Here is a 14145-nt window from a genome sequence, read left to right as displayed (position 1 = left end):
GCCGAACGTCCGCTATGACCACGCTCGAGGATCCCATCGAGATCGGCGACGTGGAGGTTCCGAATCGGCTCTATCGGGCGCCGCTGCTCGAGTGTGCGGGCAACGGCCCCGACGCGGTCGACACGCTGATCGACGACCTCGAGCCCGCGGCGGAATCGGGGGTCGGACTCGTTTGTCAGGGCGCGACGATCGTTCGCGGTGACGGTGGCTGTGCCGCACCCGGAATGACCCGCGTCCACGACCCCGCGTTCGTCGCGCGCCTCTCGCGACTGACCGACCGGATCCACGACCACGGGAGCCGGATCTTCATCCAGCTCGAACACGGCGGCATACGGAGCATGGAAACCTGGCACGCCGAGTACCGGGGCGAACATCCCGGTCTCGAGCAACTCGCCGTTTCCAGGCCGCCCCGACAGCTCCGACTGCTCGACCGACTGGGATTTCTCGAATACGACCCGCGCGTCCTGACGACCGCGGAGGTGTACGAGCTGGCCGCCGATTTCGGCCTCACGGCGGCCCGTGCCGTCGATGCCGGCTACGACGGCGTTCACCTCGCGGGGGCGAACATGGGGATCGTCCAGCAGTTCCTGTCGCCGTTTTACAACCGGCGGGACGACGAGTTCGGTGGCTCGCCGGCGGCCCGCCTCGAGTTCCTCGCGGTCGTTCACGACGAGGTTCGCGACCGGGCGGGCGACGTTCCGCTCATCACCAAAGTCCCGGCAGAAACGCCGGCGCCGCCCGCGCCCGTCGTCCGGCGAAAACTCTCGCTCACCGACGGGATCGAGATCGCCCGCCGGCTCGAGCGGATCGGCTACGACGCGGTGGTGCCGGTCCAGACCTCGGTCGTCTGGGACATGAGCATCGTCCGCGGGGCGTACCCCGAGCGAGCGTGGGGCAACGAGGCGCTGCGCGAGGAGTACGACGCCGCGTTCGGCGGCACGACTCGCAGACGACTCGTCGCGCTGGCGAACCGAATCCAGTCGCTGCAGTACGGTTTCGAGTCCGCGTGGAACGAGACGTTCTGCCGACGGGTTCGCGAACGGGTGTCGATCCCGGTTCTCGCCGAGGGCGGGATACGCGAACGAGCGGAGATGGATCGACTGCTCGGTACGAGCGCCGGTTCCGACGCCAGCAGGGCCGACGGCGGGACCGGCGACGAACCGGCCTGTGACATGGTCGGCATGGCCCGCCCGTTCTACGCCGAACCGCGACTGGGCGCGCGACTGCTCGAGCCGGACTCCGGAGCGGGGGCGGAACCGGGATCGGGGGCCGGAACCGACGCTCGAGCCGCGGCCAACCCGCGCGTCGTCTGCGAAAGCTGTAACAACTGCACGGTCCCGCAAGTGACCGGCGCGCCGGGGATCTGTCGAACGCCCGGCGTGCTTCGAAAGCGGGGCGAACTCGAGCGTGCGGGCGCCTACGAGCGCACCGATCCGTGAGCCGTGAGAAATCGGGCCGCGAGCGTCCCGCTCGTCAGTTCTGCGTCGGGGTAAGCGGACTGCTCGTCAGCTCCTCGAGCGTCCCTTCGACCGTATAATCGGGGGCTTTGACCCTGAATCGGGAGTCGATCGAGCCGGCGTAGTGGAGCTGGAGAGTGTAGGAGCCGTCGTCGGCGATCGGCGCCGCTTCGAGCCGGTCCGCGTCGACTTGCTCGAGCATGACCATCTCACCGGTGTAGGCGGGATCGGACCGGCCGCTGATCTGGTACGTCGCCCGATCCGACGAGACCTCCGATCCCTCGAGCGGATAGCCGCGATCGATCCACGCACCGAACCCTTCGTCGATTGCATATACTTCTTCGTAGCCGCTGTCTAACAGCGACGCGGCACGGAGTCCGGAAAGGTGGTGCGGACAGCCGCAGTACGTGACGATGCGATCGTCTTTCGACCAGCCCGAAACGGGATCGTTCGAAACGCCGTCGGGTGCGGTGCTCAGCGGCGCACCAACGATGTGCGCCCGTTCGTACTGGGCGGACCCGCGTGCGTCCGCGACCCTGGCTTCCTGTCGCTGGTACCAGTAGAAGACGTCGTCGATAGGCGCGAGTGGGACATCGAAACCGTCGAATTCCGCCGTTTCGTATGTGCTCGTGTCGATCGTCCGCTCTTCGGGTACCGTCTCCGGTTCTGGACCGTAGCCATCAGCATCGCTGCCGTTAGAATTCCCGCCAAGACAACCGGCAACCCCGCCGAGTATACCCGTCCCGCTCGCAGCGAGGAACGTCCGTCGGTTCATGTTCAGTGTGTACTGACGAGAGAACAATATGGTTTCTGGTGACTCGAGCGTCACTTCCGACCCCCTCGTTTCGACTGGAAATCGGGTGACCGAGTCGGTTATTGGCTCGAGTCGAAACGGCAGAGAAGTAGTCCATGCTGGATTCGAACCAGCGTCTCGAGCCCCAGAAGCTCGAAGGATTGGCCACTACCCTAATGGACTTGACATGAACTCGTCGGTTTCGATTACCGGCGACGTACCAATCCGTAGACCGCGTCCGTATTAGAGTGTTACGAACTCGAACGGGAATTGGAACTCCGATGAGACCACACTCGACGACCTGATGCGGACGTCGATCAACCCGTCGGTGAATCAGTGTGTAGTTTGCGATGGCAGTTCGCACAGAGCACGCGACACAGTTCTATTTCGGTTCGAATACGCGCTTTCGGTCGGTCGTTCGAGAGGAGTTTCGCAACGGTCGCTTCCTTTTTCTCGTCGACGTGATGGAAGTCCAGACACGCAGGGTCAGCCTCTTCACACCGTTGACACCCTGCGGCCCGCTTTCGTTCGAAGACCCATCGGCGGCGTTCCTGATCCGGTGGTGTAGAATGGTGCTTCCGATGGCAGTTAGCGCACAGCACTTCACACTTTGCGATTTCATCACGAAGTGCATCCTTCCCATAGCCGAATGTTACCATTCGTCCGACTGCCATTTTCTTCGTCGATTCATCGACGTGATGAAAATCTAGACAGGCTGCAATGTTGGTACCACACTGTGAACAGCCTCGGTTTCGCTTGTGATCGTCGAGCCAGGAACGAAGACGAGAGCGGCGGCGCAACGTCCGTTTCGTATTCCACTCCGCATTTCGGTAATGCCACCGCTGATCGACCGATAGCTCGTCCCACGACGTTCCCGCAGGAAGTTCGACGGCGTCCGGTTTCGGACCGACTCGAGGACCCCTCGAATACGAGGTCTCGAGTCCGGCCATCGCTTTCGCATCGTTCCATCCGCCGCACACTCGAATGATAGTCGCGGAAGCAGGCGTCAGCCCCAACTCTTCGTACTGCGCTTTCGTCGGTGACTTGCCCAGTCTGTCAGCGGCCTCGAGCAGCGACTCGAGGCACTCGTCGTCCGTCGTCACGCCCTCGTTGGGCGCCCACTGGCATATGAAGTCTCGGACGACCACGACGAAACCGATCTCTCGAGCGCGAACCGATACCCATTTTCCGCTCTCTCGCGCACCCTCGAGTATGTACATCGGACGATTCGTCGTCGTCGGCCCCGATTTCGGCGCGTACCGCGTGTCGTCGCGGTCGTTCCCGAACCGCGAGATCACCGCTCGAGACGAGGCGCTCACCGTGGGTCCCACGGCCGACGCGCCGGCAACGGACAACCCGTACGTTTCGTACAACTGCCTGCGGGTCGTGGAGACGCCGACGGGCGAGACGGTCGCGTTCGGGAACGGCTCGCACGTCGATCCGATCGCGGAGAAACTCGAGTTGGGCTATCCCGCCCGCGACGCGCTGGCAGGCAGCCTGCTGGCGCTGGATTACGAGAAGGACGACTACAACACGCCCCGGATCGCGGCGACGATCGGTGACGACGGCGAGGCGCTGATCGGCACCGTTCGAGACGACGCCCTGCTCGTCGAGACCGTCGACGAGCCGACGCTGGTCGCGACCTACGAGAAGAACGCGCCCGAGGCGACCGATTTCGAGGTCGAGGGGGCCGACGCGGCCGCGAGCGAGGCGTACGGGCTCGAGTTCGAACACGCGGTCTGTGCGGCCGGCGTCGCCCGGACCGACGACGGGTTCGAGACGGCCGTCGAGAACGGAGACTGATTTCGAGAGCTGCGACCGGTTACTCCGGTTTCGACACGAGGTACAGAAACGCCGTGAGACTGAACAGCGTTTCCCCGTTCCGATCCCGCTCGCGGAGGTCTTCACCCCACGCCTGTGCCGTTTCCGTGTCGAACTCGTCGTGTTCCGTGGCGTACGAACGGAATATCCCTCGCATGTATCCCGCGAACGTATCCTCGAGTTCGGTTTCGACGATCGTAAACGGCGCGACGCGATCGATGGAGAGCCCGGCGCTCCGAAGCGGCGAGCGAAGGTCGGAGCCGAGGTGCGGACGCGGACAGTGGTCCGCCCACGCGTCGGCGACGCGCCTCGAGCGTTCTCTATCGGCGGCGTTCCAGACGAGAGAATCCCAGTCGGTCGCGTAGACGGCGGCTCGGCCGCCGGGTCGGAGCACCCGCTCGAGTTCCGACAGTGCGGCGTCGAGATCCTCGATGTACTCGAAGACCTGGACCGACGTCGCGGCGTCGAAGGCCCCATCCTCGACCGGCAATTCGGTTGCCAGGCCGCGTTGGACGGTCACGTTCTCGTGGTCCTCGCATCGCGTCTCCGCGAGGTGTATCATCGGTTCGCTCGCGTCGATCGCGTGTACCCGTCCGTCCGACGCGACTGCGTCGGCCAGTTCGACCGGTTCGAACCCGGGTCCACACCCGATCGAGAGGATCGACTCGCCCGGCTGCGGATCGAGCTGCGTCCTGACGAACCTCCGGCGGCGTTCGGCTGCATCCGTCCTGTAGAGCGATTCGACGCCCGCTGCTTCTTTCGAATCGAATTCCGTTTTCGTGCCCATATCCGTGACTCAGTTGTCTCGTCGAGTACGGCCTCGTCGGGGAGGACCGAATACCTATCGGGAGCACCGTCCGTGGGGTACTCCGAGGACTGCGGCGGACAACCTACAAATCCCTCGCGTCTGTTATCACGACCATGAGGGTCGGACTCATTTCGGACGTCCACGGCAACAGGGTCGCTCTCGAGGCCGTTCTCGAGGCGATGCCATCGGTCGAAGCGGTGCTCTGTGCGGGCGACGTGGTCGGCTACAACCCGTGGCCGGCCGACTGCGTCGACGCGCTCCGGGAGCGGGACGTCCCGACGGTGATGGGGAACCACGACGCCGCGGTCGTCGAGGGGGCCGCCTTTCGGTTCAACGGGATGGCCCGCGCCGGCGTCGAACACGCCAAAGAGAGCCTTTCGGACGAGCAACTCGAGTGGGTGGCCTCGCTGCCGACCGAACGCCTCGAGTGCGACGGGCGGGTGAAACTCGTTCACGGGCATCCGGACGATCCCGACCGGTACACGCGATACACGTACCCGAGTGACTTTTCCCCTCGATTGCTCGGCGACGAGGACGCGCTGGTGCTCGGCCACACCCACGTACAGGGCGCAGAGCAGTTCGCGGAGGGGATCGTCGTCAACCCGGGCAGCGTCGGCCAGCCCCGCGACGGGGATCCGCGGGCGGGGTACGCGGTCGTCGATCTCGAGGCGCTGACCGTCGAAACCCATCGCGTCGAGTACGACGTCGAGGCCGTTCAGGCGGCGGTCGACGAGGCCGGACTCCCCGATCGAATCGGAACGCGGCTGGCTCGGGGGCAGTGAGCGGGGAACGCGAACGGAACGTGCGAGCGCGGCGGAACGAATCGTTTTACCCGGTTCCACCGCTACGTTCGGGTATGCTACGCAGCGGCTCAGTCGCGTGTGTCGACAGGAACCGATCTCGTCGCGCCGTGAGCCGGTGTCGTCGGTCGGCTGGGGTGCCGTGGCTCTCACGCGAGCGCCGCAACGAAACCGTGCTGGCAGGGGCGGCCGAGGGCGATCGGGACGATGCTTAGACGGATCCGCGAGGACGTACGGGCGATGCGCGAGCGCGATCCCGCCGCGAAGGGGCGACTCGAGGTGGCGTGCTGTTATCCGGGACTGCACGCGGTCTGGGCCCACCGACTCGCCCACCGGTGCTGGAACGTCGGCGGCGGTGCTCGGCTGTTCGCGCGGGTGGTTTCCCACGTCGTACGTCTCCTGACGGGCGTGGAGATCCACCCGGCGGCCGAGATCGGGCGGCGAGTGACGATCGATCACGGCATGGGCGTCGTCATCGGTGAGACGGCCGAAATCGGCGACGACGTCCACATGTACCACGGCGTCACGCTCGGCGGTGACGTGAACGAACCGATCAAACGCCATCCGACGGTCGAGGACGGCGCACACCTGGGTGCCAACGCGACGCTGCTTGGCGACATCACGATCGGCGAGGGGGCGGCCGTCGGCGCCGGTTCGGTCGTTACGCGTGACGTCGACGCCGGCGCGACCGTCACCGGGATTCCGGCGGAACGGGTCGACTGACGGCTCGACGGTACTATCGGTCCTTTCGTCGATAGTACCCGTTTCATCGTACGGAGTTCGAGTCGTGGGTCTCCCCGGTCGGCAACGGAATGGGCCAAACGACGTTCGCGTCTGGAAGCAGAGACTCGAGGCGCCTGAGTCGGCGTATCCGAGGCCGATTACCCCAGGGTCGATTCGGGAGGGGGCATAGATGGGGGAGACGACTCCAACGTATCGCGATCAGCTGCGTCGGCTCGAGGAAGGCTGGCAGTCATTCCGGCGGGCGCTCCGAGTACAGTATCAGGAGGAGTGGAGGAGTTCGACCAGTAGTGTGATGAGCCACGGCAGTTCGCGGATGCCGCAGGGATTCGAAACGAGATGACGGTGCCGTTCTGGTGTCGGTATTGGGAGCCCAAGAACGTCGAATCCAAGAGTTAGAAGGTGGTCTCGAGGAGGAGACGCGATGAGGGGGCAAGATACTCGCGGGTGCAGTTCGAGATACGCGGACCAAATACGGGAACACTGCTTTCGGACGATTCCAACACACTCGGAATCGCGAAGAGATTGATAACGTCCATGCCGAACATATTCGTTGTCGCGTTCCCCGAGACGCGACAGCTCCCAACAGGCACCCACCGATCTCGTTCACACCTGCCCGGCGGCAATCTCTCTCCGTGCCCATCCGGGCAGGTCGAGGTATTCGAGCGAGAGTATCCACTCTCGAGGTCGTCGACGACTTTCTCAGGCCGGACGGCATGCTCAACGACTCGATCGGCAGCTAGCTGCCACGCCCGTCGAGATAGCTCCGGATCAGCAAGTCTGACGCTCACGAGCGACGCGCGAAGATTCGTAAGCAGTGCGGTGAACTACGACTACATATACTGGAGAGAGGAGATTGCGGCCCTATTCTCCCGCGAACCACACCATTCCCACTCCAATAAGACTTACAATTACCCCCGCCCAGATCAACGCCGGACCAGGACCGCCCACTGGGTCTTCAAAATAGATTATTCCCCCTGTAATTGATAGAACAATTGCAAACCGTTGTAGTGATTCACCGCGTATCTTTCCGTTATACTCCCCTGAGCTCATCACGCTTAAATTGTTCACCAATATTAAATAACTTGTCACATTATCTTAGGTGTGTCAATATAGACACCTTTGCAAAATATAATGGAGAAATAGACCCACTCTGATCACCAGAGATCTCGTTCCTCTATATAAAATGGGAGTCGACTCCAGAAATGAGAACTTGACGCACTACACGGTAACTACGCGTCACCGAGCAGAGCGACCAGATCGAAGACCAGCACGGGCTCGGTTCCGCTGGGACGGAGAGGAGTCGGATACAGAAATAGCAGCCAGTTGATCGGGAGCCAAGGTCGAGACTCAGTCGAGTTAGTGCGCCGCCGGAGGTCGAATAATTCCGTTGGCGCGCGTTCTGGCGATCCCAGAGTGCTACAGAGTAATGAAGTTACAGCTGAAGTTGAATGTCCACGGTCCGATCTCGGTTGCTTCTTTAACTGTTCTAATTAGGCTAACAGCATGCTGTCAGCCTAGTTCACCTACGTGCGTGGAAAGATACTTTTGGAGGCTCCGAACGGTCTCCGTCGAGACAGTCGACGCCCCGAAATCACTCCGATACCCGTGCTTGAGTTCCTCGCTCTCTATAATCTCCAGTCCACGTTCGAGTTGCGCGCGAAGGGCACCCTCGTCGCCCCGCCGGAGGTGGGGTGTGACAGTTTCTAGGTCAATCTCTTCAGCGACCGCCAGGACGTCTCGAAGATCCGTCTCGCGACCGCTATGGAGCTTTGCAGCCACGAGAACTGCCCCGTCGATGACTCTAGCAGTCGACGTTACCGTCCCTCCGCTTACTTTCTGTTCCCGACTGTGGTCGTATAGGTAGTCGAATGACCATTGAGCCTCGGTCTGACGACAGCCGAGACCGTTTACCAGCAAATCGAAGCCGATCGGTTGCTGCGGAGCAAGCCGCTTCTCATACTCGAGTACTTCCGTATCGTAGAACCACTGCTTGGCGTGACTGCCCGTTTTCACGAACCCACGGGCCTCGAGAAATTCGACGAACTCCTCTTTCGTGTTTGGTGCAACGACGATGTCGAGATCCGTCGAAAAACGTGCGTTGAACGCAGACACAGCATAGCCGCCGACAAGGACGTACTCGTGGTCATTTTGTGCGAGTTCCTCGAGAAGTTCGATGAGCGCGTCACTCCGGTTGTGAAAACTCACGATCGGACACGCTCGGTCTCCCGATAAGCGACACCGAGGTCGAGGTCTTCGTACATCCGGTCAAGCATCGCGAGAGCCGACTGGAACTGAGCGTAGTTCTCGTGCATATACTCGATCGTTTCCGCCCGTTGTATGACCGGATAGCCTTCGATGTGGTCGATTTCGAGTGATGGTCGAGGGTCGAGCACGATCTGCAGTCGGCCTGCTAGCTCATTTTCGGGCTGGCGTTCGAAGGCGGTGGGGAGGTCGAACGACTCGAAAAACGCCTCCCACGCGTCGACGTCCCGCTCGCGGACTGCAATGAACAGTGGATAGTCTTCGGGGTGACGACCGACCTGGTAGCCGCCCTGAGTCCACACGTAGACCGCGTCGATCCGTGTGAATGCAAACGGCCAGTCACCGAACTGGGGAATGATATACGCTTCTTCGATGGTAGGAGGATTCACCCTGGCGCTGGCAGCAACGAGATCACGCGCAGCGTCCCTCACGCGGTCGTCGACGGTTGAGAGGCCGTCGTCATAGCGGATGTACCCCGCTTCTTCGAGTCGATTGACGGCTTGTCTCACAGTCTCATACGGCGTCTGGAGGCGCTGTGCGATACGGCGGATTGAGTCACCACGTTCGATAGCGAGGACGACCTGTGCCGCCGTTTCGTCAAGTACCTCGTACATCTGATAGTTACCAATAATACAGTAATAGATAAAAATCTTACTCGACTACGCTACTCGATGCCAGAGTCGAATCTGACTCTCGGAAATCGTTGGTCGCCACGAACTGGGAGAAGTGACGCTTCACCGCTGACGCGTCGACACGGGCTCGAGGGCCCATCGAGAAACCAGTAGGCGGCCTCGGCGTCCGGACGCTCACACCAGCGACTCGAGCAATTGCCTGCCCGCCTCGAGCAGTTCTCGAACCCGGTCCTCGTCTTCGGCCTCGGCGTAGACCCGCAGCACGGGCTCGGTTCCGCTGGGACGGACGAGCAGCCACGAGCCGTCGGCCAGCAGCAGTTTGAACCCGTCGGCAGTGTTGACGTCCTCGACCGTCGTTCCGGCCACGGTCTCGGGAATCTCGTCCTCGAGGGCCGACAGCACCCGCGATTTCTCGTCGTCGGGGCAGTCCACGCTGATCTTGTCCTGGACGACGGTACCGTGTGCCTCGAGCAGTCGGTCGACGCGCTCGTCCAGCGGTTCCGCGGCGTGCATCGCGCCCGCGAGCAGCGCCATCAGAACCCCGTCCTTCTCGCGAACGTGGCCCCGGACGGTGAAGCCGCCCGATTCCTCGCCGCCGATCAGCGCGTCGCGCTCGGCCATCGCCTCGGCGACCCACTTGAACCCGACCGGCACCTCGTGGACGGTCTCGTCGTGGGCCTCGGCGACCCGGTCGATCAGGTACGTGGTCGAGACGGATCGGACGGCCGCGCCCGAGTCGCCCTCGAGCAGGTAGTCGTACAGCGCCGCGAAGAACAGGTTCTCGTCGAGGTAGCCGCGGTCGGGCGTGACGATCGCGATACGGTCGGCGTCGCCGTCGTTCGCGATTCCGAGGTCGACGTCGTCGTCCGCGACCGTCGCGATCAGTTCCTCGAGGTTCTCGGCCGCCGGTTCGGGGGAGCCGCCGCCGAACTCCGGGTCGCGGTCACAGCGCAGGCACTCCACGGCGGCACCGGCGTGCTCGAGGACGGCGTCGGTGGTCCCGCGACCGCTGCCGTGCATGGCGTCGTAGGCGACGGTCAGCCCCGAGAGGTCGGCGCTGCCGGTGATCTCCGCGACGAGTTCGAGGGTGGCGTCGGCGTGTGATCCGGCGAAGTCGACCTCCCGGGCGGTCCCGTGCTCGTCTTCGGGATGTGGCCGAGGTTCGGCGAGGCGCTCGGCGATGGCGTCGGTGACGGCGGGAAGCGCCGGTGCACCGTCGTGGGGAATGAATTTGACGCCGTTGTACTCGGGCGGGTTGTGTGAGGCGGTGATCACCAGTCCGCCGGCGAGGTCGCGATCGACGATGGCGTGGGCGATCAGCGGCGTTGGCCGATCCCGATCCGAAAGCAACACGTCGACGCCGTTCGCGCACAACACGCGCGTTAACTCCTCGGCGAACCCCCGCGACGTTTCGCGGGCGTCGTACCCGATCGCGACCGGCCCGGCGGCGTCCTCGTCCGCGAGATACGTCGCGACCGCTTGCCCCACCATCCGAACCCGTGGGGTCGTAAATTCCTCGAGCGTCGCCCGCCAGCCGTCGGTGCCGAAACTGATCGTCTCCATGCTCCTGTGGTTGCTAGCCGATGCGAAAAAAGCGATGGGCCCCTCGAGCGAGCCCGTGCCGAAACGATCCCGGAGCCGCCCCGAACGAACCCCGAACGCCCGCTCCGACCGGATCGTCGTCAGCCGCAATCGACGACTCGATCAGACATCGCCGTCGACGAGGCGCTGTTCGAAGAGTCGTTCGCCGGTCTCTTCACAGGTGACCGCGACGACCTCGTGGGACGTACAGCAGGATTCGACGACTTCCTCGCCCATCTGTACGTCGCCGCCGGACGGGCAGATTTCGAGGAACATCCGGAGACTGTTGAGGACGTCGCCTTTCGTCTCGGGTTCGTACGCGCTCCAGTCGTCGATCCACGACTCGAGTACCCGGCTTGAGGCGATGTCTGCGATCAACGCAGCCCGAGACGGCCAGCGGCCGGCCACTCGTGCACCGGAAAGCAGGACGCGGGCCTCGTCGCGCGTCTCGAGGTCGAAGTCGTCGGGATCCGCGTCGAACCCGAACGCGTCGACGGCCGCCGTGACGTCGACGCCAGATTCGTCGAGCGGGTCGATTTCGTCGAGCCAGGCGCCCTCGAAATCGTCGGTGAGACAGAGGTCGTCCCTGTCGGAACACGGCTCGAGGACCTCGTGATCCACGAAGAACGACTCGAGGTCGACGATCGCGGTGTCGTCGCGGCCGGCACTCGCCCCGCCATCGCTCTTCTCGTCGGGAGCGGCGGTCTCGACGTCGTCGACCGTCGACACGTCGCTGGGAGGGTCCGGATCGGGCTCGAGACGGTCGTGACTCAGTTCGACGGCGTCGGGCGCTGCCGTCGAATCGTCGAAACCGAGCCCGCTCGCCACCGCAGGATCGGGTTCCTTGCCGAACCAGCGCAAGACTTCAGGCGGAAGGTAGCGCTTGGTCAGTGTCGGCGTTCCGGGGACGAGATAGCCGCGGAGATAGATCAACGCGATCGAGACTCCAACGGCGACCGCGCCGCCGAGTCGAGACTTCCGCGCGACGACTGAACCGATCACCGCCACGATAAGGAGGTTCAACACGGTACAGGGTTCACACCGATTCTCACCGGTGTACTCGGGTTGTTTGAGATCGTCGACGACGTCGAGTTGCATCTCGTTGCTACCGTCACTCCCAGCGGACATCTATTTTTCGGACACGGTCGGAAGATAATAGAACTCGCCACGGGACAGCGGGGAACGCGAAGACGAAGCGGGGCCAGAACGTACGAATCCGGTCGTTACCTGCGAATCGGGCCCGCTCACGGCGACCGGCACTCCGAGAGCGTGGCGTTTCGGTCGCACTCACTCCATGCCGACGAGCCGCTCCTTCTGGGATCGGCTCAGTTGTTTGATTTCGTATTCGCGCGACATCGCGGCCGACTTCGAGTGGAATCGCTCGTGGTATCGGAGTTCCACCGGCGTTCGACCGCGGGTGTACTTCGCACCGTCGCCGGCGTCGTGTTCGGCCACGCGTCGCTCGAGGTCGGTCGTGTAGCCGGTGTAAAGCGACCCGTCGGCGCATTCGAGGACGTAGACGATGTGGTCGGCCATCGCCTGCAAACGGGGACGGATGCGTAAAAAGCGTCTCGTCCGTCGGGGGCACGTGGTTGTCGGTTGTGGTGCGTCAGGTGCCGCGAGCGCGCTCTTTCGCGGCTTCCGCGATTCCAGCGTTGGCTGAGCAACTGATACACGCGTGGATTTCACCGTACTCGTTGGCGAAGACGCGTGCGAACCGTTCGGAGACGTGCGCGCCGCAGTGATCACACTTGGGCATTGGTCACACCGGCCGAAGCCGGTATATCGATCTATTGGGCGGCTGGATAAGTAACTTTCTCCATACGCTGTTTGGGTTTTCGATTGTGGAAAGTATTTTTCTGAAAACAAGCACGACAGCTAGCCACGAGCGGCGTCGATCGCCCGGGCGATCAGGACCGCCTGGGCGCCGGCGACGAACCCCGCATCGATGTTGACGACCGAAAGAACGGTACAGGACTGGAGCATGCCGGCGAGTGCGCCGTGACCGTCGCCACCGTACCCGTAGCCGCTCGAGATCGGAACGCCGATCACCGGCGTATCGACGAGGCCGGCGACGACCGTCGGTAGCGCACCCTCCCGGCCGGCGGCGACGATCAACACGTCCGCGTCGCGAAGGCGGTCGATCTGGTCGATCGTCCGGGAAAGTGCAGCGACTCCGATGTCGTCGACCCGGTCGACAGTCACCCCAGCATCCAGACAGACTGCTTCGACTTCGGCGGCGACCGGACCGTCGACCGTTCCCCCGGTGGCGATCCCGACCGTCGCATCGACCGTCGGCGGTTCGTAATCGGGCATCGTTACCCGAACCGTCGTTTCTCGCCGATCGATCGTCGCACCGGGGACCGTCTCGTCGATGGACGCCTCGAGTGCCTCGAACTGCGCAGGTGATATCCGGGTGAGCAAGGCGCGGTCGGTCGTCTCGAGCGCAGTCTCGGCGAGTTCGATAACCTGTTCGATCGACTTGCCCTCGGCTAGAATCGCCTCCGGAACCCCGCGGCGTTGCTCACGGGCCGCATCGAATCGGCCCGCATCACCGGTTACGTATCCGTTGAGTTCGGCTTCGGCCTGTGCCGGCGATAGCGAACCGTCGGCGACGGCCTCGAGGAGTTCGCGCATGTTCGACCTGGGCGGCCGAGACACTCGAATCCGTCGACCCGACGGGGCGAACGACGATCGACTGGATCACTGAAGGTGCGCGCGAACCCCGGAGAAGCGCGCGCGAGCCAGATTTTGCCATTGGCCGGGTCCGAAATCGGTGTCGCCCACTCATCAAACATATACTTTCCGGTGAAGTCGGTGTTCGAAACAGCCGAATGAACCGCTGCAACCCCCGTATTTCCGCTGCTAACCAATACATTTATATGGGGTAACGGGGAACGAATACATCGTATGGCAGACCTTATCGTCAAAGCCGCCGTCAAGGAAGCGCTCGATGACAAAAACGTTGCCTCGGATTTCTACGACGCACTCGACGAGGAAGTTTCCGAACTGCTCGACGACGCCGCCCGACGTGCCGAGGCCAACGACCGAAAGACGGTCCAGCCTCGCGACCTGTAAGGAACGCCACTCGATATTTTTCGCCCGATAGTCGACGAGCGACGCGTCGAGCCGAGTTGGTTGTCAGCAACCTGGAGAGGCTTCACCGTTGGCGGAATTCGTCCGAGACGCTCGATTGTCACGCCGGGCCTAGATTGAGTTTTTTGCCGCCGGCGACGTAGGTCGAAGA

General features: G+C 63.1%; 17 protein-coding genes and 1 tRNA gene. 6 read left to right on the top strand and 12 right to left on the bottom strand.

The features are described 5' to 3' along the window. Positions 1 to 14: 14 nt before the first annotated feature. Positions 15 to 1439 (top strand): oxidoreductase, encoded by a 1425-nt coding sequence (locus tag NJT13_RS11795; RefSeq protein WP_254521835.1) that lies wholly within the window; start codon positions 15 to 17, stop codon positions 1437 to 1439. A 34-nt stretch (positions 1440 to 1473) separates the two neighbouring features. Here NJT13_RS11795 and NJT13_RS11790 read toward each other — a convergent pair whose 3' ends face one another. The 3 genes from NJT13_RS11790 to NJT13_RS11780 form a co-directional block, all read right to left on the bottom strand. After that, the gene (locus tag NJT13_RS11790; RefSeq protein WP_254521834.1) at positions 1474 to 2232 is read right to left on the bottom strand and encodes a rhodanese-like domain-containing protein; all 759 of its coding nucleotides are present in this window, start codon (positions 2230 to 2232) and stop codon (positions 1474 to 1476) included. 128 nt (positions 2233 to 2360) lie between these two features. Continuing rightward, positions 2361 to 2433, bottom strand: a tRNA-Gln gene (locus NJT13_RS11785). 134 nt (positions 2434 to 2567) lie between these two features. Beyond that, a complete protein-coding gene (locus tag NJT13_RS11780) occupies positions 2568 to 3353 on the bottom strand; it encodes a homing endonuclease associated repeat-containing protein (RefSeq protein ID WP_254521833.1) in 786 nt (261 codons plus the stop codon). Between the two features lie 109 nt (positions 3354 to 3462). Here NJT13_RS11780 and NJT13_RS11775 point away from each other — a divergent pair, with 109 nt between their 5' ends. Then, positions 3463 to 4053 (top strand): IMP cyclohydrolase, encoded by a 591-nt coding sequence (locus tag NJT13_RS11775; RefSeq protein ID WP_254521832.1) that lies wholly within the window; start codon positions 3463 to 3465, stop codon positions 4051 to 4053. A gap of 19 nt (positions 4054 to 4072) precedes the next feature. Here NJT13_RS11775 and NJT13_RS11770 read toward each other — a convergent pair whose 3' ends face one another. Beyond that, complete coding sequence (locus NJT13_RS11770) at positions 4073 to 4858, bottom strand: methyltransferase domain-containing protein (protein WP_254521831.1); 786 nt, start codon at positions 4856 to 4858, stop codon at positions 4073 to 4075. Positions 4859 to 4992: 134 nt separating this feature from the next. Between NJT13_RS11770 and NJT13_RS11765 the strand changes: the two genes are divergently transcribed. From NJT13_RS11765 to NJT13_RS23680, 3 genes are all read left to right on the top strand, one after another. Beyond that, on the top strand, positions 4993 to 5661 hold the full coding sequence (locus tag NJT13_RS11765) for a metallophosphoesterase family protein (protein WP_254521830.1): 669 nt from the start codon (positions 4993 to 4995) through the stop codon (positions 5659 to 5661). Between the two features lie 225 nt (positions 5662 to 5886). Beyond that, positions 5887 to 6402 carry a serine O-acetyltransferase gene (gene cysE, locus NJT13_RS11760; RefSeq protein WP_254521829.1) on the top strand — a complete coding sequence of 172 codons (516 nt, stop codon included), beginning with the start codon at positions 5887 to 5889 and terminating at the stop codon, positions 6400 to 6402. A 190-nt stretch (positions 6403 to 6592) separates the two neighbouring features. Beyond that, positions 6593 to 6763 (top strand): DUF8156 family protein, encoded by a 171-nt coding sequence (locus NJT13_RS23680; protein WP_484549606.1) that lies wholly within the window; start codon positions 6593 to 6595, stop codon positions 6761 to 6763. Positions 6764 to 7284: 521 nt separating this feature from the next. On the opposite strand, the gene NJT13_RS11755 is transcribed toward NJT13_RS23680, so the two are convergent. From NJT13_RS11755 to larB, 8 genes are all read right to left on the bottom strand, one after another. Next, complete coding sequence (locus NJT13_RS11755; protein ID WP_254521828.1) at positions 7285 to 7473, bottom strand: hypothetical protein; 189 nt, start codon at positions 7471 to 7473, stop codon at positions 7285 to 7287. 459 nt (positions 7474 to 7932) lie between these two features. After that, on the bottom strand, positions 7933 to 8628 hold the full coding sequence (locus tag NJT13_RS11750; RefSeq protein ID WP_254521827.1) for a nucleotidyltransferase family protein: 696 nt from the start codon (positions 8626 to 8628) through the stop codon (positions 7933 to 7935). Next, the gene (locus NJT13_RS11745; protein WP_254521826.1) at positions 8625 to 9299 is read right to left on the bottom strand and encodes a helix-turn-helix domain-containing protein; all 675 of its coding nucleotides are present in this window, start codon (positions 9297 to 9299) and stop codon (positions 8625 to 8627) included. Before NJT13_RS11745 ends, NJT13_RS11750 begins: the two co-directional genes overlap by 4 nt. A gap of 192 nt (positions 9300 to 9491) precedes the next feature. Beyond that, complete coding sequence (locus NJT13_RS11740; protein ID WP_254521825.1) at positions 9492 to 10880, bottom strand: phosphoglucomutase/phosphomannomutase family protein; 1389 nt, start codon at positions 10878 to 10880, stop codon at positions 9492 to 9494. A 141-nt stretch (positions 10881 to 11021) separates the two neighbouring features. Beyond that, positions 11022 to 11996, bottom strand: coding sequence for a DUF8054 domain-containing protein (locus tag NJT13_RS11735; RefSeq protein ID WP_254525452.1), 975 nt, complete (start codon positions 11994 to 11996; stop codon positions 11022 to 11024). Positions 11997 to 12185: 189 nt separating this feature from the next. Then, a complete protein-coding gene (locus NJT13_RS11730) occupies positions 12186 to 12434 on the bottom strand; it encodes a GIY-YIG nuclease family protein (protein ID WP_254521824.1) in 249 nt (82 codons plus the stop codon). A gap of 73 nt (positions 12435 to 12507) precedes the next feature. After that, positions 12508 to 12657, bottom strand: coding sequence for a DUF7563 family protein (locus NJT13_RS11725; RefSeq protein ID WP_254521823.1), 150 nt, complete (start codon positions 12655 to 12657; stop codon positions 12508 to 12510). A 119-nt stretch (positions 12658 to 12776) separates the two neighbouring features. Then, on the bottom strand, positions 12777 to 13535 hold the full coding sequence (larB, locus tag NJT13_RS11720; protein ID WP_254521822.1) for a nickel pincer cofactor biosynthesis protein LarB: 759 nt from the start codon (positions 13533 to 13535) through the stop codon (positions 12777 to 12779). Positions 13536 to 13808: 273 nt separating this feature from the next. On the opposite strand from larB, the gene NJT13_RS11715 reads away from it, so the two are divergent. After that, positions 13809 to 13976 carry a DUF1931 family protein gene (locus tag NJT13_RS11715; protein ID WP_008013450.1) on the top strand — a complete coding sequence of 56 codons (168 nt, stop codon included), beginning with the start codon at positions 13809 to 13811 and terminating at the stop codon, positions 13974 to 13976. Positions 13977 to 14145 lie beyond the last annotated feature (169 nt).

Source organism: Natrinema caseinilyticum (assembly GCF_024227435.1).
Taxonomy (GTDB): domain Archaea; phylum Halobacteriota; class Halobacteria; order Halobacteriales; family Natrialbaceae; genus Natrinema; species Natrinema caseinilyticum.
Note: the sequence above shows the minus strand (reverse complement) of the source record. Positions and strands in the feature narration are given on the sequence as shown.

Bases quoted from the DNA above. Each gene is read 5' to 3' on its own strand.
- NJT13_RS11765 (WP_254521830.1), top strand. From the start codon at position 4,993: ATGAGGGTCGGACTCATTTCGGACGTCCACGGCAACAGGGTCGCTCTC.
- larB (WP_254521822.1), bottom strand. From the start codon at position 13,535: ATGCGCGAACTCCTCGAGGCCGTCGCCGACGGTTCGCTATCGCCGGCA.
- NJT13_RS11775 (WP_254521832.1), top strand. From the start codon at position 3,463: ATGTACATCGGACGATTCGTCGTCGTCGGCCCCGATTTCGGCGCGTAC.
- NJT13_RS11790 (WP_254521834.1), bottom strand. From the start codon at position 2,232: ATGAACCGACGGACGTTCCTCGCTGCGAGCGGGACGGGTATACTCGGC.
- NJT13_RS11730 (WP_254521824.1), bottom strand. From the start codon at position 12,434: ATGGCCGACCACATCGTCTACGTCCTCGAATGCGCCGACGGGTCGCTT.
- NJT13_RS11740 (WP_254521825.1), bottom strand. From the start codon at position 10,880: ATGGAGACGATCAGTTTCGGCACCGACGGCTGGCGGGCGACGCTCGAG.
- NJT13_RS11725 (WP_254521823.1), bottom strand. From the start codon at position 12,657: ATGCCCAAGTGTGATCACTGCGGCGCGCACGTCTCCGAACGGTTCGCA.
- NJT13_RS11755 (WP_254521828.1), bottom strand. From the start codon at position 7,473: ATGAGCTCAGGGGAGTATAACGGAAAGATACGCGGTGAATCACTACAA.
- NJT13_RS11795 (WP_254521835.1), top strand. From the start codon at position 15: ATGACCACGCTCGAGGATCCCATCGAGATCGGCGACGTGGAGGTTCCG.
- cysE (WP_254521829.1), top strand. From the start codon at position 5,887: ATGCTTAGACGGATCCGCGAGGACGTACGGGCGATGCGCGAGCGCGAT.
- NJT13_RS23680 (WP_484549606.1), top strand. From the start codon at position 6,593: ATGGGGGAGACGACTCCAACGTATCGCGATCAGCTGCGTCGGCTCGAG.
- NJT13_RS11745 (WP_254521826.1), bottom strand. From the start codon at position 9,299: ATGTACGAGGTACTTGACGAAACGGCGGCACAGGTCGTCCTCGCTATC.
- NJT13_RS11715 (WP_008013450.1), top strand. From the start codon at position 13,809: ATGGCAGACCTTATCGTCAAAGCCGCCGTCAAGGAAGCGCTCGATGAC.
- NJT13_RS11735 (WP_254525452.1), bottom strand. From the start codon at position 11,996: ATGCAACTCGACGTCGTCGACGATCTCAAACAACCCGAGTACACCGGT.
- NJT13_RS11770 (WP_254521831.1), bottom strand. From the start codon at position 4,858: ATGGGCACGAAAACGGAATTCGATTCGAAAGAAGCAGCGGGCGTCGAA.